27 protein-coding genes are annotated in these 24,720 nt (G+C 52.0%); 20 read left to right on the top strand and 7 right to left on the bottom strand.

The genetic code is table 11. The features are described 5' to 3' along the window. Positions 1-175: 175 nt before the first annotated feature. Positions 176-706 (bottom strand): fimbrial protein, encoded by a 531-nt coding sequence (locus tag ACPUC7_RS01695; RefSeq protein ID WP_494921529.1) that lies wholly within the window; start codon positions 704-706, stop codon positions 176-178. Between the two features lie 211 nt (positions 707-917). Here ACPUC7_RS01695 and ACPUC7_RS01690 point away from each other — a divergent pair, with 211 nt between their 5' ends. The 12 genes from ACPUC7_RS01690 (at position 918) to ACPUC7_RS01635 (ending at position 12,128) form a co-directional block, all read left to right on the top strand. Then, the gene (locus ACPUC7_RS01690) at positions 918-1,541 is read left to right on the top strand and encodes a response regulator (RefSeq protein WP_494921528.1); all 624 of its coding nucleotides are present in this window, start codon (positions 918-920) and stop codon (positions 1,539-1,541) included. A 145-nt stretch (positions 1,542-1,686) separates the two neighbouring features. Continuing rightward, positions 1,687-2,538: an aldo/keto reductase gene (locus ACPUC7_RS01685; protein ID WP_494921527.1), complete on the top strand. Its 852-nt coding sequence runs from the start codon at positions 1,687-1,689 to the stop codon at positions 2,536-2,538. 31 nt (positions 2,539-2,569) lie between these two features. Next, complete coding sequence (locus ACPUC7_RS01680; protein WP_494921526.1) at positions 2,570-3,559, top strand: aldo/keto reductase; 990 nt, start codon at positions 2,570-2,572, stop codon at positions 3,557-3,559. Positions 3,560-4,076: 517 nt separating this feature from the next. Then, positions 4,077-4,541, top strand: a complete 465-nt coding sequence (locus ACPUC7_RS01675) for a PTS sugar transporter subunit IIA (protein WP_494921525.1) — start codon at positions 4,077-4,079, stop codon at positions 4,539-4,541. Between the two features lie 49 nt (positions 4,542-4,590). After that, positions 4,591-4,872, top strand: coding sequence for a PTS sugar transporter subunit IIB (locus tag ACPUC7_RS01670; protein WP_343553906.1), 282 nt, complete (start codon positions 4,591-4,593; stop codon positions 4,870-4,872). A 14-nt stretch (positions 4,873-4,886) separates the two neighbouring features. Then, the gene (locus ACPUC7_RS01665) at positions 4,887-6,278 is read left to right on the top strand and encodes a PTS galactitol transporter subunit IIC (RefSeq protein ID WP_343553907.1); all 1,392 of its coding nucleotides are present in this window, start codon (positions 4,887-4,889) and stop codon (positions 6,276-6,278) included. 87 nt (positions 6,279-6,365) lie between these two features. Then, positions 6,366-7,862 (top strand): FGGY-family carbohydrate kinase, encoded by a 1,497-nt coding sequence (locus ACPUC7_RS01660; RefSeq protein ID WP_494921524.1) that lies wholly within the window; start codon positions 6,366-6,368, stop codon positions 7,860-7,862. A 3-nt stretch (positions 7,863-7,865) separates the two neighbouring features. After that, positions 7,866-8,900 carry a zinc-dependent dehydrogenase gene (locus ACPUC7_RS01655; protein ID WP_494921523.1) on the top strand — a complete coding sequence of 345 codons (1,035 nt, stop codon included), beginning with the start codon at positions 7,866-7,868 and terminating at the stop codon, positions 8,898-8,900. Between the two features lie 149 nt (positions 8,901-9,049). Beyond that, complete coding sequence (locus ACPUC7_RS01650; protein ID WP_343553910.1) at positions 9,050-9,793, top strand: GntR family transcriptional regulator; 744 nt, start codon at positions 9,050-9,052, stop codon at positions 9,791-9,793. Positions 9,794-9,798: 5 nt separating this feature from the next. After that, entirely contained in the window at positions 9,799-10,638 is an 840-nt protein-coding gene (locus tag ACPUC7_RS01645; protein WP_343553911.1) for a class II aldolase, read from the top strand. Positions 10,639-10,675: 37 nt separating this feature from the next. Next, the gene (locus ACPUC7_RS01640; RefSeq protein ID WP_494921522.1) at positions 10,676-10,945 is read left to right on the top strand and encodes an HPr family phosphocarrier protein; all 270 of its coding nucleotides are present in this window, start codon (positions 10,676-10,678) and stop codon (positions 10,943-10,945) included. Positions 10,946-11,078: 133 nt separating this feature from the next. Continuing rightward, positions 11,079-12,128 carry a galactitol-1-phosphate 5-dehydrogenase gene (locus ACPUC7_RS01635; RefSeq protein ID WP_494921521.1) on the top strand — a complete coding sequence of 350 codons (1,050 nt, stop codon included), beginning with the start codon at positions 11,079-11,081 and terminating at the stop codon, positions 12,126-12,128. Here the strand turns inward: ACPUC7_RS01635 and ACPUC7_RS01630 are convergent. Further along, positions 12,125-13,090: an XdhC family protein gene (locus ACPUC7_RS01630; protein ID WP_494921520.1), complete on the bottom strand. Its 966-nt coding sequence runs from the start codon at positions 13,088-13,090 to the stop codon at positions 12,125-12,127. The genes ACPUC7_RS01635 and ACPUC7_RS01630 overlap by 4 nt on opposite strands. A gap of 222 nt (positions 13,091-13,312) precedes the next feature. Between ACPUC7_RS01630 and ACPUC7_RS01625 the strand changes: the two genes are divergently transcribed. From ACPUC7_RS01625 to ACPUC7_RS01610, 4 genes are read left to right on the top strand one after another with little or no spacing between them, the layout of a single operon-like run. Then, positions 13,313-13,771 carry a (2Fe-2S)-binding protein gene (locus ACPUC7_RS01625; protein WP_343553915.1) on the top strand — a complete coding sequence of 153 codons (459 nt, stop codon included), beginning with the start codon at positions 13,313-13,315 and terminating at the stop codon, positions 13,769-13,771. Then, a complete protein-coding gene (locus tag ACPUC7_RS01620; RefSeq protein WP_494921519.1) occupies positions 13,768-16,011 on the top strand; it encodes a xanthine dehydrogenase family protein molybdopterin-binding subunit in 2,244 nt (747 codons plus the stop codon). Before ACPUC7_RS01625 ends, ACPUC7_RS01620 begins: the two co-directional genes overlap by 4 nt. A 29-nt stretch (positions 16,012-16,040) precedes the next feature. Further along, positions 16,041-17,387, top strand: coding sequence for a c-type cytochrome (locus tag ACPUC7_RS01615; RefSeq protein WP_494921518.1), 1,347 nt, complete (start codon positions 16,041-16,043; stop codon positions 17,385-17,387). A 4-nt stretch (positions 17,388-17,391) separates the two neighbouring features. Continuing rightward, the gene (locus ACPUC7_RS01610) at positions 17,392-17,970 is read left to right on the top strand and encodes a nucleotidyltransferase family protein (RefSeq protein WP_494921517.1); all 579 of its coding nucleotides are present in this window, start codon (positions 17,392-17,394) and stop codon (positions 17,968-17,970) included. On the opposite strand, the gene ACPUC7_RS01605 is transcribed toward ACPUC7_RS01610, so the two are convergent. Beyond that, positions 17,971-18,864: a LysR family transcriptional regulator gene (locus tag ACPUC7_RS01605; RefSeq protein WP_494921516.1), complete on the bottom strand. Its 894-nt coding sequence runs from the start codon at positions 18,862-18,864 to the stop codon at positions 17,971-17,973. It abuts the gene before it with no gap. 186 nt (positions 18,865-19,050) lie between these two features. Here ACPUC7_RS01605 and ACPUC7_RS01600 point away from each other — a divergent pair, with 186 nt between their 5' ends. The 3 genes from ACPUC7_RS01600 (at position 19,051) to ACPUC7_RS01590 (ending at position 20,595) form a co-directional block, all read left to right on the top strand. Beyond that, positions 19,051-19,278, top strand: coding sequence for a tautomerase family protein (locus ACPUC7_RS01600; protein ID WP_494921515.1), 228 nt, complete (start codon positions 19,051-19,053; stop codon positions 19,276-19,278). A gap of 26 nt (positions 19,279-19,304) precedes the next feature. Then, on the top strand, positions 19,305-20,066 hold the full coding sequence (locus tag ACPUC7_RS01595) for a glucose 1-dehydrogenase (protein WP_494921514.1): 762 nt from the start codon (positions 19,305-19,307) through the stop codon (positions 20,064-20,066). Between the two features lie 124 nt (positions 20,067-20,190). Continuing rightward, on the top strand, positions 20,191-20,595 hold the full coding sequence (locus ACPUC7_RS01590; RefSeq protein WP_343553922.1) for a (R)-mandelonitrile lyase: 405 nt from the start codon (positions 20,191-20,193) through the stop codon (positions 20,593-20,595). A gap of 58 nt (positions 20,596-20,653) precedes the next feature. Here ACPUC7_RS01590 and ACPUC7_RS01585 read toward each other — a convergent pair whose 3' ends face one another. The 3 genes from ACPUC7_RS01585 to pth form a co-directional block, all read right to left on the bottom strand. Further along, positions 20,654-21,076 carry a DUF4174 domain-containing protein gene (locus ACPUC7_RS01585; RefSeq protein ID WP_494921513.1) on the bottom strand — a complete coding sequence of 141 codons (423 nt, stop codon included), beginning with the start codon at positions 21,074-21,076 and terminating at the stop codon, positions 20,654-20,656. Between the two features lie 105 nt (positions 21,077-21,181). Beyond that, positions 21,182-22,273, bottom strand: a complete 1,092-nt coding sequence (gene ychF / locus ACPUC7_RS01580; RefSeq protein ID WP_494921512.1) for a redox-regulated ATPase YchF — start codon at positions 22,271-22,273, stop codon at positions 21,182-21,184. A 111-nt stretch (positions 22,274-22,384) separates the two neighbouring features. Further along, positions 22,385-22,972 (bottom strand): aminoacyl-tRNA hydrolase, encoded by a 588-nt coding sequence (gene pth, locus ACPUC7_RS01575; protein WP_494921511.1) that lies wholly within the window; start codon positions 22,970-22,972, stop codon positions 22,385-22,387. A gap of 263 nt (positions 22,973-23,235) precedes the next feature. Here pth and ychH point away from each other — a divergent pair, with 263 nt between their 5' ends. After that, on the top strand, positions 23,236-23,511 hold the full coding sequence (ychH, locus tag ACPUC7_RS01570; protein WP_343553925.1) for a stress-induced protein YchH: 276 nt from the start codon (positions 23,236-23,238) through the stop codon (positions 23,509-23,511). On the opposite strand, the gene ACPUC7_RS01565 is transcribed toward ychH, so the two are convergent. Further along, a complete protein-coding gene (locus ACPUC7_RS01565) occupies positions 23,508-24,683 on the bottom strand; it encodes a GGDEF domain-containing protein (RefSeq protein WP_494921510.1) in 1,176 nt (391 codons plus the stop codon). The genes ychH and ACPUC7_RS01565 overlap by 4 nt on opposite strands. Between the last annotated feature and the right edge of the window lie 37 nt (positions 24,684-24,720).

Genomic DNA, 24,720 nt, shown 5'->3' with positions numbered 1-24,720 from the left:
ATTTTTCTCATCTTTGATGGTGTGGAAGAAGGGAAAAGGCTGGAAAATTAAAAGACTCTTTTAGATTTACTTTTTACGTTAAGGTGCCGCTTTTAGTGGCCGAGATGACAGTTTAAGCATGATGGACCTTAAGTTTTAGAGTGGAGCATGCAGCTCGGCGCATGCTCCGGCGCTATTACAGGTAGTTCAGACCGAAGTTGACTACCGCCTGAAAATCACCTGGGACAATCGGCAGGTCTTTATCGTCGGCATCGACATCGCCTTGCAGATAGGCAGCGAAACTCAGGGCGTTATTACCATCTTGCAACGCTTGTGCAATTGAAGGGCTGCCCAGTTTAATTTCGTTGTAAGCACCATCAACGATCGCAATGCTTGCGCCTTTAGCTGTTCCAGCAATACCTACGCGATTGGAACCGCCCGCCGGGCCTGTGAAGGTTGTTGTAACGGTCTTTTTGGTTGATAACGCACAGTTTTCCAGTTCGATCGTAAACTTGCGAGGTTCAGATTTGCCACTTTTCGCCAGAGCGACGTTTGAGATTTGGCCGAGATCGATGGTTTGCTCGCTATTATCATGCGAGATGGAGCAAGGTGCTTCAATGATAGAACCGGTGAAGGTAATGGTGCCGCTACCTTCATTAGCAGCCTGAGCTGCCGGGAGGGTTCCTAAAGCAATTAAGCTTGCGGTAACGAGGGTTTTCAATTTCATGATTATTCCTTTAATACATAGTATTTAATTGGTTAAGCGGTTTTATTTGCATTAAAACCTGATGTTTGAAAGTTGAGTTGAGTTTACAAGTGGGAATTTTCTTACTCAATCGGAGCGGATTGTTAGTTGATGTAGGTGACTACCTACATTTCTTATGAAATAAGGTTGGATGAGAATGCATCCATCCGTTTGAATATTGAGAGAGAGGACAATGGCGTTAATACGAACAATTATTATCGATGACCATGCTTTGATTCGCTTAGCCGTTCGAACACTATTAGAAAAAGAGCAATTTACCATCGTGGCTGAATCAGATGATGGAATTGAAGCGCAGCATCTGGTTGACTTATACCAGCCTGATGTTGTGATCATCGATATTGATATCGCACGCCTGGATGGTCTGGAAGTAATTAAACGGCTCAGACGCTGTCATTATTCAGGCGTCATTATTGTGCTTTCCGCAAAAAATCCTGATTTTTACGCACCACTGAGCGCGGCAGCCGGGGCGAATGGTTTTGTTAGTAAAGACAATACGTTGAGCGAAGTAATCACTGCTATCCATGCCGGCATAAAGGGTTACAGCTATTTTCCGCTGGTGAAAAGAAAAATAATTGAAGGTGCTGATTTAACGGACCAGCAAAAGATTGAAACGTTATCTTCTCAAGAGTTTAAAGTTTTCCAACTCCTTCTTAATGGCCTGCAAAATGCTGAGGTAGCATTAAAAATGAATCTCAGCGCCAAAACAGTGGCGACCTATAAATGCCGACTAATGGAAAAATTAAATTTTAAAACCATAAAGCAACTATATGAGTTCGGTCAGAGAAATTGCTTATAAGGCAATACGTTGCCTCATCGAAAATCCACTCCATTACCATGCGTTGATTGATGAACAAGGTTAATAAACCCTAGCTGATTACCCTATCTAATCAAATCAATCCTGCGGCGTTATCCTTCCTTGCAAACTCAAAAAGGATAACGCCATGCACACCACCAAACTGAATAACGGCCTTGAAATGCCCTTGCTGGGCTTTGGCGTGTTTCAGATGACCGATGCCGCCGAGTGCGAACGCGCGGTCATTGATGCCATCGAAACCGGCTATCGCCTGATTGATACCGCCGCTTCCTATCAAAATGAAACCCAGGTTGGCAACGCGCTGCGTAACAGCGGCGTGGCGCGTGAAGCGCTGTTTGTCACCACCAAACTGTGGTTGCAGGGGACCAGCTATGAAGGCGCGAAAGCGCAGTTTGAGCGTTCACTTAATCGCTTGCAGCTGGATTATGTCGATCTCTATTTGATTCACCAACCGTACGGCGATGTGCATGGCGCGTGGCGTGCGATGGAAGAGTTGCATCAAGCGGGCAAGATCAAAGCGATTGGCGTCAGCAACTTCCAACCCGATCGTCTCGCCGATCTTATCGCCTTCAATAACATTGTTCCGGCGGTTAATCAGGTGGAAGTGAACCCGTTTAACCAACAACTGCATGCGGTGCCGTGGATGAAAACGCGCGGCATTCAGGCCGAAGCCTGGGCACCGTTTGCTGAAGGTAAAAATGGTTTATTCCAGCATCCAGTGCTGGCGGCGATTGCTGCCACGCATGGCAAGAGCGTTGGGCAAGTGGTGGTGCGCTGGATCTACCAACGCGGCATCGTGTCGCTGGCAAAAACCGTGCGCAAACAGCGCATGGAGGAAAATTTCAACGTGCTGGACTTTGAACTGAACCACGACGATATGCAGCAAATCACCGCACTGGATACCGCCACGAGCGCGTTCTTCTCGCATCGCGATCCGGCGATGGTGGAGTGGCTGACCCAGCGCAATCTCGACGTGTAATCCCACAACATCCCTTCAGAGGAACTGAACCATGCAAAAACGCTATCTTGGCAACAGCCAACTCGAAGTCTCCGCGCTTGGCCTCGGCTGTATGGGATTGAGCTACGGCTACGGCCCGGCGACCGATACCAAACAGGCGATTGAGCTGATCCGTGCCGCCGTGGAGCGTGGCGTGACCTTCTTCGATACCGCCGAAGTGTACGGGCCATACCTTAATGAAGAGGTGGTTGGCGAAGCATTGCAGCCGTATCGCGATCGGGTGGTGATCGCCACCAAATTTGGTTTCACCTTTGGTGAAGATAATAAGCAGCAGATCCTTAATAGCCGTCCTGAGCACATCCGCGAGGCGGTAGAAGGTTCGCTGCGTCGCCTGAAAACCGATGTGATTGACCTGCTGTATCAGCATCGCGTGGATCCCGACGTACCGATTGAAGATGTTGCTGGCACGGTACAAGACCTGATCAATGAAGGCAAAGTGAAGCATTTTGGCTTATCGGAAGCCGGTGCCAATACCATCCGCCGCGCGCATGCGGTGCAGCCCGTCACCGCGCTGCAAAGCGAATACTCAATGTGGTGGCGCGAGCCAGAACAGGAAATATTGCCGCTGCTGCAAGAGTTGGGCATTGGCTTCGTGCCGTTTAGCCCGCTGGGCAAAGGGTTTTTAACCGGCGCGATTAAATCTGGCCATAGCTTTGGCGATGATGATTTCCGCAGCAAAGTGCCGCGTTTCGCCGCTGAAGCTATCGCTGCCAATGAGCAATTGGTGACGCTGGTGGCGCAACTGGCTGCCGATAATGGCGTGACATCAGCCCAAATTGCGCTGGCGTGGTTGCTGGCGCAACAGCCGTGGATTGTGCCGATTCCTGGCACCACCAAACTGCATCGACTGGAAGAGAACCTCGGCGCGGTGAACGTGACGTTATCTGCCGCAGAGTTGCAGAAACTGACCCAGGCGCTGGAAACCATCAAGGTGATCGGCGAGCGTTATCCCGCCGCCATGCAGGCGCGAGTAGGGAAGTAGCAGCTTACTGGCAGAGCGCCGCTACAAACCTCTGCGGTTCATGAATGATGAGTTCAATGTCCGCACATATCGTAGCGGCGCAATTTATTGCGCGTCTTTGACTTTTTATCCAGCGTTAAAGCGCGCGATAAATCGCGCCGCTACGGAATATACAATTGTTGTACGCAGTCGTCACCGCAACCCATCAAGCCTTCAATTATTTCGCTATTTATCGTTAACAAACGAATATCCCCCCTAATAATAACCTCATTTACTTCTCCCAATAGATGTCGTGATTATTCATCGCGTATGTTTAATCAATTCATACTGTTAAATCGTATCCTCAATTTATTCCCGCTCAATAGATATCTTTTTTGTGTGAGCACCAGCACAAAATCTGCGCATGCAGATTGCTCATTGGCCGCTTGCAGGAGTACGGTTCACTCAGGTTGAACATAGTTGTACATAGACAACTATGCCTGTCACTGATCGCTAAGGCGTCAGGCTATTCGTTTACTTGGAAGCACAGAGGGTCCAGATGTCATTGAACACATCACTTGATAACGAGCTGATTCACATTCATCTGCCTACGCAGCAACGTGATGAATTGTTTGTAAAAATCAGCGATCAGTTGCTGGCAAAAGGCATTGTTGAGTCCAGCTATCCAGAAGCGTTGCGCCTGCGTGAGCAGCAGCATCCTACGGCAATGCAACTGGAAACCATGGGCGTGGCGATTCCCCATGTAGATGTTGAACATGTGCGCGAAGAACGTCTGGTGGTGGTGACCTGTCCGGAAGGGATTGTGTTCAATCAGGCTGAAGATCCTGATCTGACTATGAAGGTTAACGTTATTTTCTTCCTGTTGCTCAAGGAGAAAGATGCGCACCTGGAATTTCTCATGAAGCTTATTTCACTGTTTCAAAAGACCGACCAGATGAACACGCTGTTAAATACCGATTCAAGCGATGAAGTCATAAAAATACTGGCAAAAAATCTCGACTAAACCCGTGCTTAATAATTTTAAATCCCGATTACAAATAACGGAGTCTGATATGAATAAGAAAATTATCTTCGCCTGTACCAGCGGAATTGCAACCTCAGCCGTGGCGACGGAAAAAGTGGTGACCTACTGCAAAGAGCAGGGCATTAACGTTGAGCCGATTCAATCCAATATCGGCACCATCGCCTCTCAGGATGGTATGGCGGATTTGATTATCGTCACCTCGGCGGTAAAAACCACGCTGGAGACGCCGGTGTTGAATGGCCTGCCGCTGCTCACCGGTTTTGGTGAAGATGAACTGCTCGAAAAAATCGTCTCAATCCTGAAAAAATAACCGAGGACAGGCCGATGCTCGAAACACTCTATGGCGGGATTCAATATTTGCTGGGGCTTGGCCCCACGATAATGCTGCCAATCATCATCTTTATTATGGGGCTGTGCCTGGGCGCCGGGTTCAGCAAATCGCTGCGCTCCTCATTGACCATTGGCATGGGGTTCATCGGCATCTTTCTGGTGTTCGGCCTGTTGTTGGATCAACTCGGCCCGGCGGCAAAAGACATGGTGAAGCACACCGGAATTAACTTGCCGGTGGTCGATTTGGGTTGGACGCCGCTGGCGGCCATTGCCTGGGCATCGCAGGTTGCGCCATTTGTGGTGCCGTTGACCATTGGCATCAACGTATTGATGTTGACTATGAAATGGACGCGCACCGTCAATATTGATGTGTGGAACTTCTGGCACTTCTCGATGGTGGGCGCGATGGTTTACAACGTCACCGGCAGCTTTATGTTTGGTTTGTTGATTGCTGGCGTCACCTCAATCATCACGCTGTTGCTAGCGGATTGGTGTGCACCGATGATTCAGAAGTACTTCAATCTGCCGGGCATCTCTTTACCGACCTTATCATCGGCAATCTTCTTCCCGTTCGGTCTGCTGGGTAACCTGATTCTGGATAAGATCCCGGGCATCAATAAGCTCAATGCCGATGCCGACACCATCCAGAAACGTTTTGGCATCTTTGGCGAACCGATGATGTTAGGCGTGTTTCTCGGCGCGGGGATTGGGTTGCTGGCGCGCTATGATTTCAAAGGCGTGTTGACGCTGGCGATGAGTCTCGGTGCCGTGATGCTGATTATGCCGCGCATGGTGAAGTTGCTGATGGAAGGTTTGTTGCCACTTTCTGAGGCAGTGAAAAAGTTCCTGCGCAAGAAATACCCGGATCGCGATGATCTGTATATCGGGCTGGATATTGCAGTGGCGGTCGGTCATCCATCGGTACTTTCAACCGCGCTACTGCTGATTCCGATGGGTGTGTTGCTGGCGGTGATTTTGCCGGGTAACCGTCTGCTGCCGCTGGGGGATTTGGCGAATATCTGGGTGCCGATCTCAATGGTGGTGCTGGCTTGCCGTGGCAACATTGCGCGTGCCTTTATCCTGGGCATCCCGCTGTTGACGGTCAATCTGTACGTGGCATCGGCGGCGGCACCGATTCTGACTGCGGTGGCCAAAAGCATTCACTTCCCGATCAACACCGACAGCGAAATCTCCAGCTTGCTGGATGGTGGCAACCCGTTCCGCTTCTGGATGGTGAAAATCTTCGAAGGCAACATCATCGCCCTGGGCTTGATTCCGGTGATTTTCGTCACCTGCTTGCTGCTGTATCGCATGACGACGAAACAGATGCAGCGCGAAGAGTTGGCCGAGCACGCAGAAGCACAACAGGCCGCGATGTCGAAATAACCCATAACGATATAACAAGGGAAAGGCAGAGCGGTATTTCCCTTCTTTCTTAATCATTGATGATATTCCCTGCCTGAGGGGAGAGATATGTACGCGATTGGCATAGATGTTGGAACCACCAATTGCAAGGTCTGCTTATATCGCATCGCAGATCTGGCATTAATTAAAAAGCACAGTTTCATTACGCCAAAAAACAGTACGCAATATGGCAGTGATTTTGATATCGACCAACTTTGGCTCGGTATCATCGCCGGTTTACGTGACATTGCCAGCGCGATTAACGATGCAGAAAATATCGTCAGCGTTTCTGTCGCCAGCGTCGGTGAAGCCGGTGTATTGCTGGATGATAACAACAATGTCATTGGCCCGGTGATGACCTGGTACGATACCCGCACGCAACCGCAACTTGAGCAGGTTATTAGCCGCATCAGCGAAAGTCGGCTGTATGAAATTACCGGTATTCCGGCGCACAGTAATTACAGCCTGAATAAAATTTTATGGCTAATGGAACACGCCAATAAGCAAAAGCCAGCGCACTGGCTGTGCATGGCGGAATATATTGCTTTTCGCCTCAGCGGCGTGAAGCGCGCAGAATATTCGCTTGCCTCCCGTACGCTGGCTTTTGATATTAGCGAGCAGGCATGGTCGGCAGAGATTTGTTCGGCGCTGGATATTCCATTGTCACTGTTCAGCCCGTTAGTCGCCGCGGGCGAACCCATTGGTCAGTTGCTTCCGGAGTTGTGTGCCATCACCGCAATGACGGTTGCACCCAATATTTCGATTGCCGGGCACGATCATATGGTGGGTTCGGTAGCGGTGGGCATCACCGATGAACAGCAGATCCTGAATTCGACCGGCACCACCGAAGGTTTGCTGGTGGTGCTAAATAAGCCGTCGGCCACCGAACCGTACTTCCAATCGCGCGTATCGAATGGTTCTCACGTGCTGCCGGATGCCTACACGCTTTACGCCTCGCTGCCATCGGCTGGCTACGCCATTGAGTGGTTCTCAACACTGTTCAATCTGAAACCGGCGGATTTCAACTGCATGACGCATTGGATGCTGGATAAAGGTGCGGCGACCATGCCAACCGACAGTTTCCTCATTCCCCATCTGCGTGGTAGCGGGCCACCGAAAAGATCGATTTATGCCAAAGGATTGATTTACGGCGTGGAAGATAAAACCGATGCCGAAACGTTCCTGAAAGCGGTGTTTCACGGTCTGTGTTACGAACTGCGCTTGCTGCTGGAAACCTACGAATCCTTAACCGGATCGCACTGGAAATCGGTGATGGTGATTGGCGCGGCTTGCCAAAATCCGTATTGGCTGCAACTCAAGGCGACCATCCTTAATCGCGAAATGGTGGCCTGCAACATACCCGAAGCGGTGAGTCGTGGTGCGGCACTGATCGGTGCGCAAGGCGCAGGATTTGAGCCGGGCAATCGCACCTTGCCGGAAGAGGCGCTGGTGCGCTATCAACCCGACAACCAGGCAGCCGCCGGTTTTGAGCGTGTTTATCAGCAGATCTATCAGCCGCTCTACCACACCAAAATGCACATTGAAAATCAGCAAAGCAGGACGTGAGCCATGAAAGCCAGTGTTTATTACGCCAAAAATGATATCCGCTACGAAGAGTTGCCGGTGCCTGAAATTGAGGACGGTGACATTTTATTGAAAATGAAAAGCTGTGGTCTGTGCGGCACCGACATTCATAAAGCGCAGCATCAAACCGTCACAGGCCCGGTGGTGTTAGGCCATGAAGTGGCGGCGGAAGTGGTTAAAGTGGGCAAGCGTGTGAAGCGTTTCCGTCCCGGCGATCGCGTGGTGACCGCCATTCACGTGCCATGTTTTAGCTGCCACTACTGCGATCGCGGCCATTTTACGCTGTGCGAACAGTTCAAACCCACCCACATCGAACCAGGCGGTTTTGCCGAGTACATCCGTTTGCCGGAGCTGCACGTTAAACATCTGACGCACAAAATTCCAGAAGGTGTGTCGTGGGAAAAAGCCGCGATGGTCGAGCCAATCGGCTGCTGTCTGCATGGCCTTAAGCGTGCGGCGATTACGCCAGGTTGCAGTGTGCTGGTGATGGGATCGGGCACCATTGGTCTGCTGAGCGCGCAACTCAGCGCCATGATGGGCGCGTCACAAGTCATTGTCTCCGACTTGTCACCCTTCAAACTCGATCTGGCTTTGAAACTGGGGATTCACCATGCCATCAATCCGTCTACTGAAAATCTGGAAGCGCGCATCGGTGACATCACTACAGGTTTGGGTGTCGATGTGGTGGTCATCGCTGCGGGCGTGTCTGCACTTCTGCCGCAAGCCATTAATTTGCTGCGACGCGGGGGACGCGTCGTCGTGTTCTCCCCGTTTGACCAGCACAACATGGTCAACATTGATGCGGCGCGTTTCTTCCGCGATGAAATCTCGGTGATCGGCACTTACTCGCTCTCGTCGTATGAGATGCCGGAAGCGGTGGAGATCATCCGCCAAAACCGCATCAACGTGGACGATATGATCACCCACACTTACCCGCTATCACAGTTAGCGGAAGCCATCGAATTTGCGTCGAATCCGCATAACGACGTGTTGAAAGTCATCATGCAGATGGATGCGTAACAGTGACGATATTTCCTGATCTTACGTGCGGTTAAGGGCGTGGATTTTGTGAAGCAGATCGTTTGTGAAAGGCGGGAAATCAGGTTATGTTCGGGCGATACTTGTGCATAGTCGTACATAGACGATCTTAATTACTGAGGGAACATCGCATGAATACCGTTTTGAAAGACTCTGAAGTCCCGCTTTACCTTCAAGTCTCAGAGTGGATCCGTGAAAACATATACAAGGGAGATCTCACCACCGGCGATCGCGTGCCATCTGAGAACCAGATCATGGAGATGCTCGGCGTCAGTCGCGGCACGGTTAAGAAAGCCGTCACCATGCTGGTGAATGAAGGTTTGCTGGTGCAAGTGCAGGGGAAGGGAACGTTCGTTAAAAGCGAAAATATCTCGTATTCGCTGGGTGAAGGATTGCTCTCCTTCGCGGAGTCGCTGGAAAGCCAGCATCTGCACTTTGAAACCCAGGTGATTGAATCACGGCTGGATGTGGCTTCTAAGCTGGTGGCATCCAAATTAGGCATTGAAGTGGGTGCGCCGATTTTATATCTGAAACGTGTGCGCAGTGTCGAAGGCGAAAAGGTGATGCTGATTGAGAACCGCATCAATATTGCTTATTGCCCAGGCATTGAAGCGATCGATTTCAACAGCAATAACCTGTTCCCGACCATTGAAAGATTATCCGGTAAGAAGATCAGTTTCTCTGAAAGCCGCTACGCCGCAAAAATTATTGGTGCCGATCGCGGCCATTATTTAGAAGTGCATGAAGATGCACCGGTGCTGCATTTAGAACAGCTGGTATTTTTCCAACAAGATATGGCGATTGAGTTTGGTAACGTCTGGCTCAAATCCGACAAATATTATTTAGGTACGGTACTTCAACGAAGAGAGAGGTAAATGTTATGCCATTAGTAAACGGTAATATTCTGCTGAATAGCATTCAGGAGAAACGCGTGCTGGCCGGTGCATTTAATACCACCAATCTGGAAACCACTATTTCCATTCTGGATGCCATTGAGCGTTCAGGTTTACCCAATTTCATTCAGATTGCACCGACCAATGCCAAACTTTCTGGCTACGATTACATTTATGAAATCGTCAAAAAACGCGCAGCCAGCATGGATGTGCCTATCAGTTTGCATCTCGATCACGGTAAAGAGCTCGATGATGTTAAACAGGCGGTGCGCGCCGGTTTCACCTCGGTGATGATTGACGGTGCTGAATTGCCATTTGAAGAGAATATTGCCTTTACTAAAGCGGCGGTGGATTTCTGTAAATCGTTTGGCGTGCCGGTGGAAGCGGAACTGGGCGCGATTCTGGGTAAAGAGGACGACCACGTCAGTGAAGCGGATTGTAAAACCGATCCGCAGCAGGTGTTGCGTTTCGTGCAGGAAACCGGCTGTAGCATGCTGGCAGTTTCGGTGGGTAACGTGCACGGCTTAGAAGATATTCCACGCATTGATATCCCGTTGTTAAAAGAGATTGCTGCAATCTGTCCGGTGCCATTAGTGATTCATGGTGGTTCAGGGATTGATGAAGCGATTATTCGCAGCTTCGTTAAATACAACGTGGTGAAAGTCAATATTGCCAGCGATTTGCGCAAAGCGTTTATTACTTCCGTGGGCCGCGCCTGGACAGAAAATAATAATGAAGCCAATCTGGCTCGCGTGATGACCAGCGCCAAAGCAGCGGTTGAAGCCGATGTGTTTAGCAAAATCCAAATGATGAATCGCGCTTCCTGATATTAATAAAAGAAAACCTGCACATCGGGATTTAAAAATGATTAAAGAAAATATACGTGTTGTTAATAGCACGGGCCTCCACGCGCGCCCGGCTGCCACGCTGATTAAAACCGTCAAGAAATATCAGTCATCGGTGATGTTGGTGAATAATGGCAAAACCGTCGAGTTAAAGGGATTAATGAGCGTGCTCGGCGCTGGCGTCAAAGGTAATTCTAATATTGAAATTATCTGCGAAGGCAGCGATGAATATGATGCCATGAGTGAAATTAAAGGTTTATTTGCCAGCGGGTTTGGTGAGAAAGAGTAATAACGCAGGTACGTTTATTTATTTACGTTAATAGAATCGAATAAGGTCACCATAAATGGCGACCCTAAGGTTCATTGATGAGGTTTTCGTAGGGTGCGCATTTTTGCGCACCGCTATATTGAAGGTGAATGTAATGAAAGCCCTCAACTTATATGGCAAACAAGATGTCAGATTTGAAGATGTGCCGATGCTGCTTATTGAGCACGATGATGACGTGATAATTAAAGTGAATACCGCGGGAATATGCGGCTCTGATATTTCGCGCTTTGGCAAAATTGGCTCCTATAATCCCGGTTTGACCTGGGGACATGAGTTCTCCGGTACCGTGGCTGAAGTGGGTAACAATGTGACTGGCTTTCATCCCGGCGATCGGGTGATTGGTTGCCCTTGTTTTCCCTGCCATCACTGCGAATTCTGTCAGCAAAGCCAGTTTTCTAAGTGCATCGAATTGAAGGTGCTCGGCGGCCATCACCAAGGCGCGTTTGCCGAATATGTACGTTTGCCTGCGGCGAATGTGGTCGCGATCCCCGAGGGATTGGATTTCGCCGCCGCCAGCTTTGTTGAACCGTCGGCGGTGGTGGTGCATGGGCTGGATCAAGTCAGCATCCAACCGCAAAGCCGCGTGGTGATTGTTGGCTGCGGCACCATTGGTTTGTTAGCGGTGCAGTGGGCACGCATTTATGGTGCCGCCAGCGTCTTTGCTTGTGATACCGATGATTTCAAACTGGCGATGGCGTTAGAAACCGGCGCTGATGCCGCGTTTAACGTCAGCGATGCCGATTTCGCTCAGCGCTTTGCTGCGGCAACAGCAGGGAGAGGTTGCGATGTGGTGGTTGAATCATCGGGCAATGCGCGCGGCATTGTGAATGCCATGAATCTGGCCAACAAGGGCGGCACGGTGCTGTTATTGGGCATCCCTTATGGCGATGTAGCATTTGATCGCACCAGTTTTGAAAAAATTATCCGTAATGAATTAGTGGTGCGCGGTTCCTGGAATTCGCTATCGGCGCCGTTCCCGGGTAAGGAGTGGCAAATGCCGCTGGATTATATGCAGAAAGGCCAACTCAATCCCGCGCCGCTAATAACCCATCGGATCGGGTTAGCGGAGGCGCCTGCGCTATTTCCGCAACTCTATAATCGCGAGTTTGATTTCATAAAAGTGCTGATTGACGTTGCCGGTTAATGCCGCTGGTTTTTACAACGAATAATATCCGCCATTACCGCAATAGCAATTTCAGCCGGGGTTTTGCTGGCGATATCCAATCCAATTGGCGCATGGACGCGCGCCAGATCCTGCGCAGAGAAATCACCGATACGCTGTAATCGTTCCAGTCGTCCCTGGCTGTTTTTCATTGAACCCATCGCACCGATATAAAACGCCTCGGTGTTAATTGCTTCCATCATGGTTAAATCATCAATACGCGGATCGTGGGTGACCGAAATAATGGCGGTATTGGCATGGCTGGGATGCTGTTCTAAATAGCTGGCAGGGAATTGCGTGATCAAGGTGATATCGGCATGCAGGCTGCTGGCAAAATTGTCGCGCACTTCCTGGCGGTGCTCGCACACGAGAGTCTCAAAGCCTAACGACAGCGCATAGTTGGCGCAAAACAGCGCCACGCTGGAGAGGCCGGCAATGATAATGCGTGGCGGCGCCGCCAGAATTAATTCAACCTGGGTGGCGCTGTAATGCGCGATGGTCGAACTGGACCAATTACAAGGCTGCAATGACGGGCAGGCATCAGGCAGCACCAGGGTTTTTTTCAGCGTCAGCGCGCCGCGTAGTGCGTGCAGCATCTGCTCGAGATACTCGACGCTGCTTGAACCCGCCGCTAAATGCTCAATCAGAATATCCAACCTGCCGCCGCACGGCAGCGCCTGGCTTGGCGTTAAGCCACCGTCGCCATAGCGCACAATCTGCGCCGGTTGATCAAACTGCGCGCTGGCAATGCGATCAATAAAATCCTCTTCTATACATCCACCTGACAGCGAACCGACATAGCGGCCATCGGCTTGCAACACCATCATGGTGCCCGGCGGACGCGGCGACGAGCCAAAGGTGCTCAGCACGGTACAGAGCCACACATCGCTATTTTCAGCCCAATGCCGGGCGCGGGTTAATACCTGAATATCGAGATTTTGCACCCATCAATCCTAATCAATATTGGAGGAAAACCGGCTTGCAGATGCGCGACGAATAAATTTTAAGCCGCATTTGCAGCTTAGCACTCATAGCCATAATTAATGAGTGGCTATCTGTGAATAGCGTTATGAGGAAATCTCATCAAAATCAGCCAGGATTAATTGTTATAACTCCCAATATTTGTGCGGATAAAGCGCGTTGCTCAATGTCGTGACTGGAGAACTATGAAACTTCAAATCAATAACCAAACACTTGAGGTTGATGCTGAAGGGGATACGCCGCTGTTGTGGGTAATCCGCGATGATCTTGGCATGACCGGCACTAAATATGGCTGCGGACTTTCGCAGTGCGGCGCTTGTTCGGTGCTGGTCGACGGGCAAGTGGTGCGCTCCTGCGTGACGCCGGTTGAGCAGGTGGTGGGCAAAACCATCACCACCATTGAAGCGATTGAGAGTGATGAGGTTGGCAAACGCGTGGTGCAAGCGTGGATGCAGCATCAGGTGCCGCAATGCGGCTATTGCCAATCCGGCCAGGTGATGGCGGCGACCGCGTTACTGAAACAAGTGGCGCATCCATCCGATGAAGAGATCGTGGCGGCGATGATTAACCTGTGTCGCTGCGGCACGTACAACGCGATTAGCGCGGCAATTCATGACGTGGCGCAGCAGGGCGGTGAAGCATGAACCTACCTGAAACGCTTCTACACACCTTAACCTCTGAACAACCGCATAACCTTTCTCGTCGTCGATTCTTACTCAGCGTGGCGGGCACCGCGGCGGGCGCTTTTGTGTTGGGCCTGGGATTGCCGGTTGGTGAGGCGCGGGCGCAAGGCGCCGCTGCTGCGCCTGCCGGGACGCGGGTGCCGGCTTTTCTGGAAATTCGCCCCGATAACACCATCCGCTTTTTAAGCCCGTTCGTCGAAGGCGGACAAGGGATTTTTACCGGCATGGCGCAGATCGTGGGCGAAGAATTAGATGCCGATCCGGCCAGCTTTGTGGTGGAAAATGCCCCGGCAGATGCGCAATACAAAGTGATGGATTCGGGTATGCGCATCACCGGCGGCAGCATGTCGGTACGCATGAGTTACAACACCATGCGACGTCTCGGCGCGTTAGCCCGACAGATGCTGCTGCAAGCCGCCGCGCTGGAAATGCAGGTGCCGATTGGCACGCTCATTACCGAACCTGGCAAAGTGATCGATCCGGCGTCTGGCCGTTCGATTAACTACGGCGATCTGGCACAGCGTGCGCTGGATATGCCGGTGCCCGATCCTACCAACGTGAAGCTAAAAGATCCGGCGCAATTCCGCTGGATTGGTAAGCCGGTTAATCGCCTTGATATATATGCCAAATCCACCGGTCAGGCGGTTTACAGCATCGACATCAAGGTCGATAACATGCTGCAAGCGGCGGTTCAGCACGCGCCACGCCTCGGGTTGAATGTCGGACAGATTCGCAATCAAGCGCAGGTCACTGCCATGAACGGCGTGCATTCGGTGCATCGACTCCCCGGCGCAGTGGCAGTAGTGGCAGAACGTTGGTGGCACGCCAAACGCGCCGCCGAAGCGTTACAAGTGGAGTGGCTGGAACCGCCGGAAGATCAGCGCGATCGCTATATGCCTGCCGACTTCTCCTCCGATGCCCACGCCGAGCAACTGGCAAAAGAGCCGGGCGAGGGCGCAGATGCTGAAGTTAAAGGCGATAGCGCCAACGCGATGAAAAATGCCCATAGCACGCTGGAAGCCACTTATCACAGCCAGTACCTCAATCATGCCCAGTTAGAACCGCCTTCTGCGCTGGCGCGCTTTAATGAGGATGGTTCGCTGGAATTGTGGATGCCGAATCAGGCACCGGAAATGTTCCAGGCGGATGCGGCGAAACGCACCGGCTTACCTGCGGAAAAGATCTTCATCCACTCTCCGCTGCTCGGCGGTTTCTTTGGTCGCCACTTCGTTTACGACACCGCGATGGTCTATCCGCAAGCCATTGCGCTGGCCAAAGCCGTGGGACGTCCGGTGAAAGTGATCTGGAGCCGGGAAGAGGAGTTTCTGCGCGATACCCATCGCCCGATGGCGGCGGTGCGTTTCCGTGCCGGGCTGGATGCGGAGGGCTATCCACTGGCGCTGGAAGCCGTCAGTATCACGGAAGGCCCAACTGAAGGTATCGCCGGTAAGCAGGGTGCGAAAATGGACGATTCCGCCGTCGAAGGTTTGACCGGCAAAGCCTACGCCATCCCCAATCGCCGCATTGCGCAGCTGTATAAAAAAGGCCCGGTGATGCTCGGTTATTGGCGCTCGGTGGGCAATTCGATGAACGATTTCCTCTACGAAAGCTTCCTTGATGAGATTGCCGCGAAAGGCGAGAAAGATCCGTTCGATTTGCGTCTGCATTTGCTGCGCGATAACCCACGTTTAACCAATCTGCTGCACGCCGTGGCGGATTTGTCGGGCGGCTGGAAGCCGGGACCGTTCCAGGCGGCTGATGGCACGACGCGCGCGCGTGGTATTGCGATGGCATCGCCGTTCGGCACCGAAGCGGCGGCGATTGCGGAAGTGTCGATCAACAATGGGCAAGTGATGGTGCATGACGTGTGGGAAGCCATCGATCCGGGCAGCATCGTTAATCCGGCCATCGTCGAAGCGCAGGTTAACAGCGCAGCGGCACTGGGATTATCGCAAGTGTTGCTGGAAGAGTGCGTGTATCAACAGGGCAAACCGCTGGCGCGTAACTATGACCTGTATCCGATTCTGCCCGCCTCGCGTATGGCAAAGGTGCACGTTCGCATCGTTGAAAGTGGTGAAAAAATGGGTGGCATTGGCGAGCCGCCGCTGCCTGCCGTACCGCCCGCGGTGGCGAACGCGGTGTTCCGTTTGACCGGCAAACGCGCGCGCAGCATGCCGTTATCACGCCATGATTTCACCTAACTCACCACGACGAACCTGAGGGATTGAGCATGTTGAAACGCAGGATTTCGCTGTGGTTATTGGCGATGATCATCATTGTGCTGGCCGCGGTATTGTATGCGACGCGCACGCCGAAATCGGTATTCGATGGACAAGCCGCGCTGGCAACGCCCGATGCCGACGTATTGAAGCGCGGCGAATATGTGGCGCGTCTCAGCGATTGTGTGGCTTGTCATAGCACGCCAGACAGCGCGCCATTTGCTGGTGGCTTAAAAATGGCCACGCCGGTTGGCAACATCTACACCAGCAACATCACACCTGATGACGCAACCGGGATCGGCCGCTACACGCTGGCCGATTTTGATCGTGCGGTGCGCAAAGGTGTGGCAAAGGATGGGCATCGTCTTTATCCCGCCATGCCGTTTCCTTCTTATGCCAAGTTGAACGATCAGGATGTGCAGGATCTCTACGCGTGGTTTAAGCATCAGGTTAAACCGGTGAATCAGGCAAACAAGGAATCAGACATTCCGTGGCCGCTGAACATGCGCTGGCCGCTGGCGTTCTGGAGTGGCGCGTTTGCTCCCGCTGCAACATGGCAAGCCAATGCCCAGCAGGATGAGTTGTGGAATCGTGGCGCTTATATCGTTGAAGGGCCGGGACATTGCGGCAGTTGTCATACGCCGCGCGGTCTGGCATTCAACGAGAAAGGCCTGGACAACAGCAGCCCCGATTTCCTTGCGGGCGCATTGCTGGATGGTTGGTACGCGCCAAGTTTACGCGGGGACAGCAACACCGGCATGGCGCGCTGGAGTGAAGATGATGTGGTGGCGTTCCTGAAAACCGGTCGTAACCAGCATGGCGTGGTGTTTGGGTCGATGGCCGACGCCTTCAACAACTCGACGCAGTTTATGAGTGATAACGATTTAAAAGCCATTGCGCATTATCTCAAGGCATTACCGGCGGGCAGCAATAATCAGCCGGTCAACTGGCAGTATCAGGATTCCAGCAGCAAGCTGGCGCTACCAGCCCGTTTACACACGCCAGGCGCGCAGACCTTTATGGCGCGTTGCAGCAGCTGCCACAGTCCGGATGGCAAAGGACAAGCGCCGTGGATCTCCCCGCTGGCGGGCGCGACATCGATGATGGTGGATGACGCTTCGGCGATTAACGTGACGCTGAACGGTTCAGCTCGCGTGGTGGCTGATGGCATGCCGGATGCTTATCGCATGCCGCCGTTCCGCAAGCAGCTTTCTGATCAAGAGATGGCGGATGTGCTGACCTTTATCCGCACTTCGTGGGGGAATAACGGGCAAGCGGTGAAACCCGAAAGCGTTAAGGCGCTGCGTGAGCGTACCGATCCCGCCAGCAGCAACGTCATCATTTTGCAGATGCGCTGACGTTATGGAGGATGCAGGCATCGGCATCGTGATTCTCGCGGCGGGCAAAGGCATGCGTTATCGGCTCAGCGGCGGGCGCGGGCATAAACTGCTGGCGCTTCACGCTGATGCGGCTGGGAATGTGCAGCCGCTGCTCGCCTTAACGCTGCACAACGCAACGCAAAGCGGGCTGCCGGTGGCGCTGGTCTGTCATCCTGATGCCGCGGAAATCCAGGCGATTACGGCAAGCTTTCAGGCGCAAATCATCCGGTTCGCCAGTCACGGCAGCGGCGAGACCATCGCGGCGGGCGTGCGCGCCACCGCCGACTGGGACGGTTGGCTGATTCTGCCGGGGGATATGGGCTGGGTGACAGCAGACGATATTCAGCAAGTGGCAAGGGCGCTGCAAAGCGGCGCACAGCAGGCGCGTCTGTGCTGGCAGGATAAACCGGGGCATCCGGTGGGATTCGCCAAACAATATCAGCATGCGTTGGCGCAGCTCACCGGCGATAGCGGGGCGAAAGGATTACTCGATCGCGATGTTCTGGTGGCGCTGGCAGCAGCGGAACGTGCGATCCGAGACGCTGACTTCGCCAATCACTGATTAATTCCGATAGCGCAGCGCTTCGATCACTAGCGAGAATGCTTTGGACGAGCCGCGCCGGTTGGGATAGTAAATGTGCAAGCCTTCCCAATACGGCGTCCACTCTTCCATGACATTGATTAATTGGCCTGATTGCAAATAAGGCGCCGCCAGTTCTTCCGGAACGTGTGCCAGGCCAAATCCTGCCACTGCGGCTTTGACGATCTGGAAAATGCTGTGGAAAATAATCTGGCCTTCAACGCGTGCCGTGACTTCTCGGCCATCTTTCTCAAACTCCCACACGTAGAAGCCACCATGAACCGGCAGGCGAAGATTGATGCATTGGTGCTTGAGCAAATCCTGCGGTGACGTCGGCAGGTTTTTACCGGCAAAGTAGTCGGGCGATCCCACCACCAGAAAACGCATATCTGGACCGATACGCGCCGAAATCATGCCGCTGGCCAATTGGTCGCCCAAGCGCACGCCAGCGTCATAACGTTTTTCCACAATATCGGTAAGACCGTAATCATTGACGAACTCAATATTGATGTCGGGATAGGTGCGCATTAACGGCGCCAGCTTCGGCCAGAGAATAGTTTCGATAGCGAAATCGGTGGCTGAAATACGGATGGTGCCCGCCGGATGCTCTTTTTTGTCGTGCAACGCGGCCAGCTCGCTATAAATATCATCAAATTTTGGTGCAAGACTGGCTAGCAACTGCTCACCGATTTCTGTCGGTGAAACACTGCGCGTGGTGCGCGTTAATAAGCGCACGCCCATCTTAGTTTCCAGCGAGCGCATGGTATGGCTCAACGCGGATTGCGAGACACCCAACTGTGCCGCTGCTCGGGTAAAACTTTGTTCACGCGCAACAGTGACAAATGCCACCAAATCATTGAGGTTGTCTCGGGCCATATTTTTCGCTCCTGTACTCGGTGCGACTGATATTAACAATATATTTTCAGCAGTGTCTATGAATCTGATAAAGCAGAAAATATCGATTGATGATGATTCCTCATAACTCTATTCATTCAGTGACGCTTATCGCCGGCATTTAATCACGCTATGTTGATTACATGCCATTTGGATAGAGGAATGTTTATGCCACATATTATTGTTAAAATTGTCGGCCAGTCGGAAGAGAATAAAACCGCAATTGCTCAGGCGTTGAGTGAGACATTAATCAACGCATTTGGCATTAATGAATCTTCTATTTCTGTATCGATTGAGGATGTATTAAAAGAGAACTGGATCGAAGCGGTTTATAAGCCGGATATTCTCGCTAAGTCCAACGAACTCTATAAAAAACCCGGTTACGACCCGCTGTAATAATTAACTGAATCAGGAAATACACTATGCATTATTCATTTAACGGTCAGGTGGCGTTGGTTACCGGTGCCGCATCGGGAATGGGTTTGGCTGCTGCCAAAGCTTTTGCAGCGGCTGGCGCTGCGGTGGTGCTGGTCGATATTAATCAACAGGCGGTCATTCACGCCGCTGGCGAGCTAACTACGGCAGGATACGATGCCATTGGTATTGGCTGTAATGTCGCCAATATCGATGAAGTGAAAGCCATGGTTGATCAGGCAGTCGCCACTTTTGGACGCATTGATGCGGCTTTTAATAATGCTGGCGTGCAAAGCCCGGTCGCTGAAACAGCCATCGCCGATCCGGCAGATTATGACTTCGTGATGGATGTGAATTTGCGTGGCATCTGGAACTGCATGAAGTACCAATTAATCCAGATGAAGAAGCAGGGCAGTGGCGCCATCGTCAATAACTCCTCGCTGGGTGGTTTGGTCGGGATAGCGGAACGCGGCATTTACCATGCATCAAAACATGGTGTGGTCGGTTTAACTAAAAGCGCCGGTTTGGAATACGCCGCGCAAAACATCCGCATTAATGCGGTTTGCCCGGGAATCATTGAAACGCCGATGGTTGCTGGCATGTTAGAAAGCCAGCCCGAAGCGATGGCTGAAATGATGAAAGATGTGCCGATTAAACGGCTCGGCCGTGCCGAGGAGATTGCCGATGCGGTGCTGTGGCTGTGCAGCCCTCAATCCAGTTTTGTTATCGGTCACGCATTGCCGATTGATGGTGGCTACACTGTGCGTTAATGCATCGTGGTGAACAGGATTGATGATTATTCCTCATAAATGCATTCAGGTTTAGAGGGTTAATGCGCATCAATCCCTCAGGCATACTGGACACCAATAACAGGCAAATGTTTAAGGAAATGAGATGACGACTATTAACAAAACCGGCGCACAAGCATCCATGGTTGGCCCAGAAGACTGGTTTACCGGCACCGTACGCATTGATCCACTGTTTGCCGCGGATGAAAATGCGCGTGCCAGCGCCGGCCATGTGACGTTTGAGCCGGGCGCACGCACCGCGTGGCATACCCATCCATTGGGGCAGCGTTTGATCGTGACGTCCGGTTTTGGCTATGTGCAAACCTGGGGTGAGCCGGCGCGTGAAATTCGTCCGGGCGACGTGGTGTGTATTCCAGCGCACGAAAAGCATTGGCACGGCGCGAGCGCAACCACCGCGATGACGCACATCGCGATTCAGGAAGCGCAGGATGGCAAAGTGGTTGAGTGGCTGGAGCATGTTTCCGATGAGCAGTATGGCGATACTGAATAAGCCATAAATCACGTTATGCGATTAAGCCTGGGAATCCTGTTCTCAGGCTTTTACTCTTTCACTTCTGACCGGCTTTACGCATTGGCATTTGGTCGATAGTCGAAAGCAACACTTCCGAACTCAATGGCGTTGTTTCGCGCAGTTTCATCCCGCCATCTTTACCCACCAATACCACGGCAAAACCTTCGGGTTTGAGTTGTGAACGCAGCACGCCATTTTCCGCTGGCGCGGTATCACTCAGCACCACAATATCGCGGTCGGCTAATTGGTCGGCGTTGTTTTTTAACATCGCCATTTGGCTAATATAATTGGCATCTGTTTTTGACGGCGCAAAAATTACCAGCGGACGCATGTTCCATTGGTACTGATTTAGGTTGGCGGTACTTGGGGTTAAATCCTGAAATAAAGGCGGTTCAGCGGCTTGCGCTGTATGAATAATGGTAAGAAACAGGGCCGGAATTAATAGGGTGATTCGCAACATGATCGTCTCCCGTAATTAATGAGCCTTTTAAGCATAGTGGAAGATAATCAGGTGCCAGAAACAAAAAATCCACGCAGATGCGTGGATTTTTTTCAGGCAGAATATTTAGACGTTGAACAGGAAGTTCATCACGTCGCCATCTTTAACGATGTATTCTTTACCTTCTGAACGCATTTTGCCGGCTTCTTTCGCGCCTTGTTCACCTTTGAACGCCACGAAATCGTCAAATGCGATGGTCTGCGCGCGGATAAAGCCTTTCTCGAAGTCGGTGTGGATTTTACCAGCCGCTTGTGGCGCGGTCGCACCGACAGGAATGGTCCATGCACGCACTTCTTTCACGCCCGCGGTGAAGTAAGTTTGCAGGTTCAGCAAAGCATAACCGGCGCGGATCACACGGTTAAGACCTGGCTCTTCCAGACCCAATTCCGCCATGAACTCGTCGCGCTCATCATCTTCCAGCTCGGCGATGTCAGATTCAACCGCAGCACACACCGGAACCACCACAGAACCTTCGGCTTCCGCAATCGCACGCACTTGATCGAGGTACGGGTTGTTTTCAAAACCGTCTTCATTCACGTTGGCGATGTACATGGTTGGCTTCAGCGTCAGGAAGCTCAGGTAGCGGATTGCCGCTTTCTCGTCAGCATCCAGCTTCAAGGCGCGCAGCATACCGGCTTGCTCCAGATGCGGCAGGCATTTTTCCAGCGCGGCCAGTTCGGCTTTAGCATCTTTGTCGCCGCCTTTGGCTTTCTTCTGGCAACGCTGAATGGCACGTTCGCAGGTGTCGAGATCCGACAGCGCCAACTCGGTGTTGATCACATCAATATCTTCGGCAGGATTAACTTTGCCGGCAACGTGGATGATATTGTCATTTTCGAAGCAACGCACCACGTGACCGATGGCTTCGGTTTCACGGATGTTGGTCAGGAACTGGTTGCCCAGGCCTTCACCTTTCGATGCGCCTTTCACCAAACCGGCGATATCGACGAATTCCATGGTGGTTGGCACCACGCGCTGTGGCTTAACAATCTCGCTCAGTTGATCGAGGCGCAGATCGGGCATTGGCACCACACCGGTGTTTGGCTCGATGGTGCAGAACGGAAAGTTGGCTGCTTCGATACCCGCTTTGGTCAGCGCGTTGAACAGGGTGGATTTACCGACGTTCGGCAGGCCCACAATACCGCATTTAAATCCCATGGTCTGATTACCTTTCTCACTGAGTGCGCGACGCTGCGAAACAGCGCCGACAGATTCAAAAAATTTCGCGCATTATACACAGAATTGCCTTCTGCGGCGCGGGAATTGGCCTTAGCTTGCCTTGAAGGCGTGCAGGCGGTTCATCGCCTTAATCTTGTCTTCTTTCAGCCACAGCTCGGTACAACGCACCGCTTCATCTACTGCGTCGTCTATCAGCTTTTGCTCGCTGGCCGGCGGCTTGCCCAGCACAAAGCCGGTGACTTTATTGCGATCGCCAGGATGACCGATGCCGACGCGCAGACGGTGAAAATTATTGTTGTTGCCCAATTTGCTGATGATGTCTTTCAGGCCGTTATGGCCGCCGTGGCCGCCGCCTAGTTTGAATTTCGCCACGCCCGGTGGTAAATCCAACTCATCGTGTGCCACCAAAATTTCTTCCGGCGCGATGCGATAAAAAGTCGCCATCGCTGCTACCGCTTTGCCGCTCAGGTTCATAAAGGTAGTCGGCACCAGTAAGCGCACATCTTCACCCGCCAACGACAAGCGCGCGGTGTAGCCAAAGAATTTGGGTTCGTCTTTTAACGACTGATTGTTACGGCTGGCCAGTAAATCAACATACCAGGCGCCTGCGTTATGGCGTGTTGCGGCGTATTCAGCGCCGGGATTGGCTAGCCCCACAATCAGTTTAATGCTGCTCACGATGTTTATCCTGTCTTGCTGCGGAAAGGGCGATAGTTTACTGCCTGGCGACCCGGATCACAAAGGCCATGCGCCACAGATAATGTCTCTGCGTGACTAATCAATTTCTATCGAAATCAATGTTATGGCGGTAAAGTTTTGTCAAAGGTTGTGAAGGATATGTGATCCTGTACGCAACTTAAGCGGCAACTATTGCCTAAGCTTATGGCTAGTTAACCATACGTGCTGTTTTGGTTTTTTTGTCATATGGATGGAGGTGGATCATGAAACGTCAACAATGCCGCTATGTAGGTAATGGTTTGATGTGCTTAGGTTTACTGACGATGGTTCTGGGCGTCGGGTATTCCATTATCAATCAGCTTCCTTCTCTAAACTTGCCGCAATTTCTTGCGCACGGCGCCATGTTCAGCATCTTCGTGGGTGCATTGTTATGGCTGGTGGGTGCGCGCGTGAGCGGACGTGAAAGAGTTGAAGATCGTTATTACTGGCTGCGTCATTACGGTGATAAACGCTGCCGTCGCGATCACTCTTCGCACTAAGTCAGCACCGTTTCCTGCAGCGGCTGTAATGGCGACTGATAACTTTCGGTGCGATTACGGCCGCTGGCTTTGGCACGATATAGCGCTTCGTCGGCTAACGCCAATAACGGCGGGAAAGGTTGTCCCGGCTGCAACGCGGTAGCAAAGCCAATGCTGACGGTGTAACACACGTCGTTGGGCTGCGACAGCTGTGTCGCTGAACGAATACGTTCGCAAGCGATTCGCGCCTGATCGCCATCGCCGGGGATAATCGCGGCAAACTCCTCACCGCCCAAACGGGCAAAATGACTTTCCTGCGGCAATAACGCCTGCACGACTAAACAAAAATCCACTAAAACCTGGTCACCTTGCTGATGACCATAGCGATCGTTAATACATTTGAAATGGTCTAAATCGAATAGCACTGCACTATAGATAAACGGCTGAGTGGGGCGCGTGCTACGTTGCACCATTTTGTCCGCTTGTTCAAACAGTGCTCGGCGGTTCCACACGCTGGTCAACGGATCGCGCAGTGATGCCAATTTGTGCGCAATTTGCGTGCGTTCATTGACCATCGCCAGAATGGTGAATGTCAGGCCAATCACAAATAAGATTGATTCCAGTATTACGTAGACCGAGAAGCTCGAACCGGCAATTGCGCCGTGTACCGGCGTTGCCACCGCATCATCCAGAAAGATGCGCGCCACATGAAATAACAGGTGAATCCACAGCAAAATCTGCGCCGGCCAAAACGTCACGGTGAGGCTTGCGCGCACTCGCCACAACAAGCGGATTAAGGCGCCGGTGTAAATAATGCACAGCAAACAGATCACTAAAACGCGTTTGGGTTGGCTGTAATAGAATTCCGGGAAGATGCAGAGGATTGCCCACAAGAGTGCGCCGCCTAACCAACTGAGTCCAAGCGGTTTTCCGCAAAATAAACGGAAGGCATTAAGCAAATTGCCGTAAGCCAGCAGCAGCAGAACATTGCCCACCGCGACCGGTAAAAATTGGAAACCGCCGCTGCGCAAGCTGCTGAGCAGCACCGTGGCGAACGTGAGAACTAACGCTAATGTGGTGCAGCCCAGCACGCGGTCATATTGCGCGCCGACCCACGCAAATACCAAAATAATGCTTAAAAACCCCAGCACGTAGAGCTCGCAAACAAACAGCGTATACATGTCGAGAGGCATAGTGGTCGGAGCTCTTGAAAAAAAGTGTCAAGAAAAA

The sequence above is a fragment of the Pantoea sp. CFCC18179 genome (assembly GCF_059412405.1).
The sequence above is the reverse complement of the archived record's forward strand: the minus strand, read 5'-3'. Positions and strand labels throughout refer to the sequence as shown.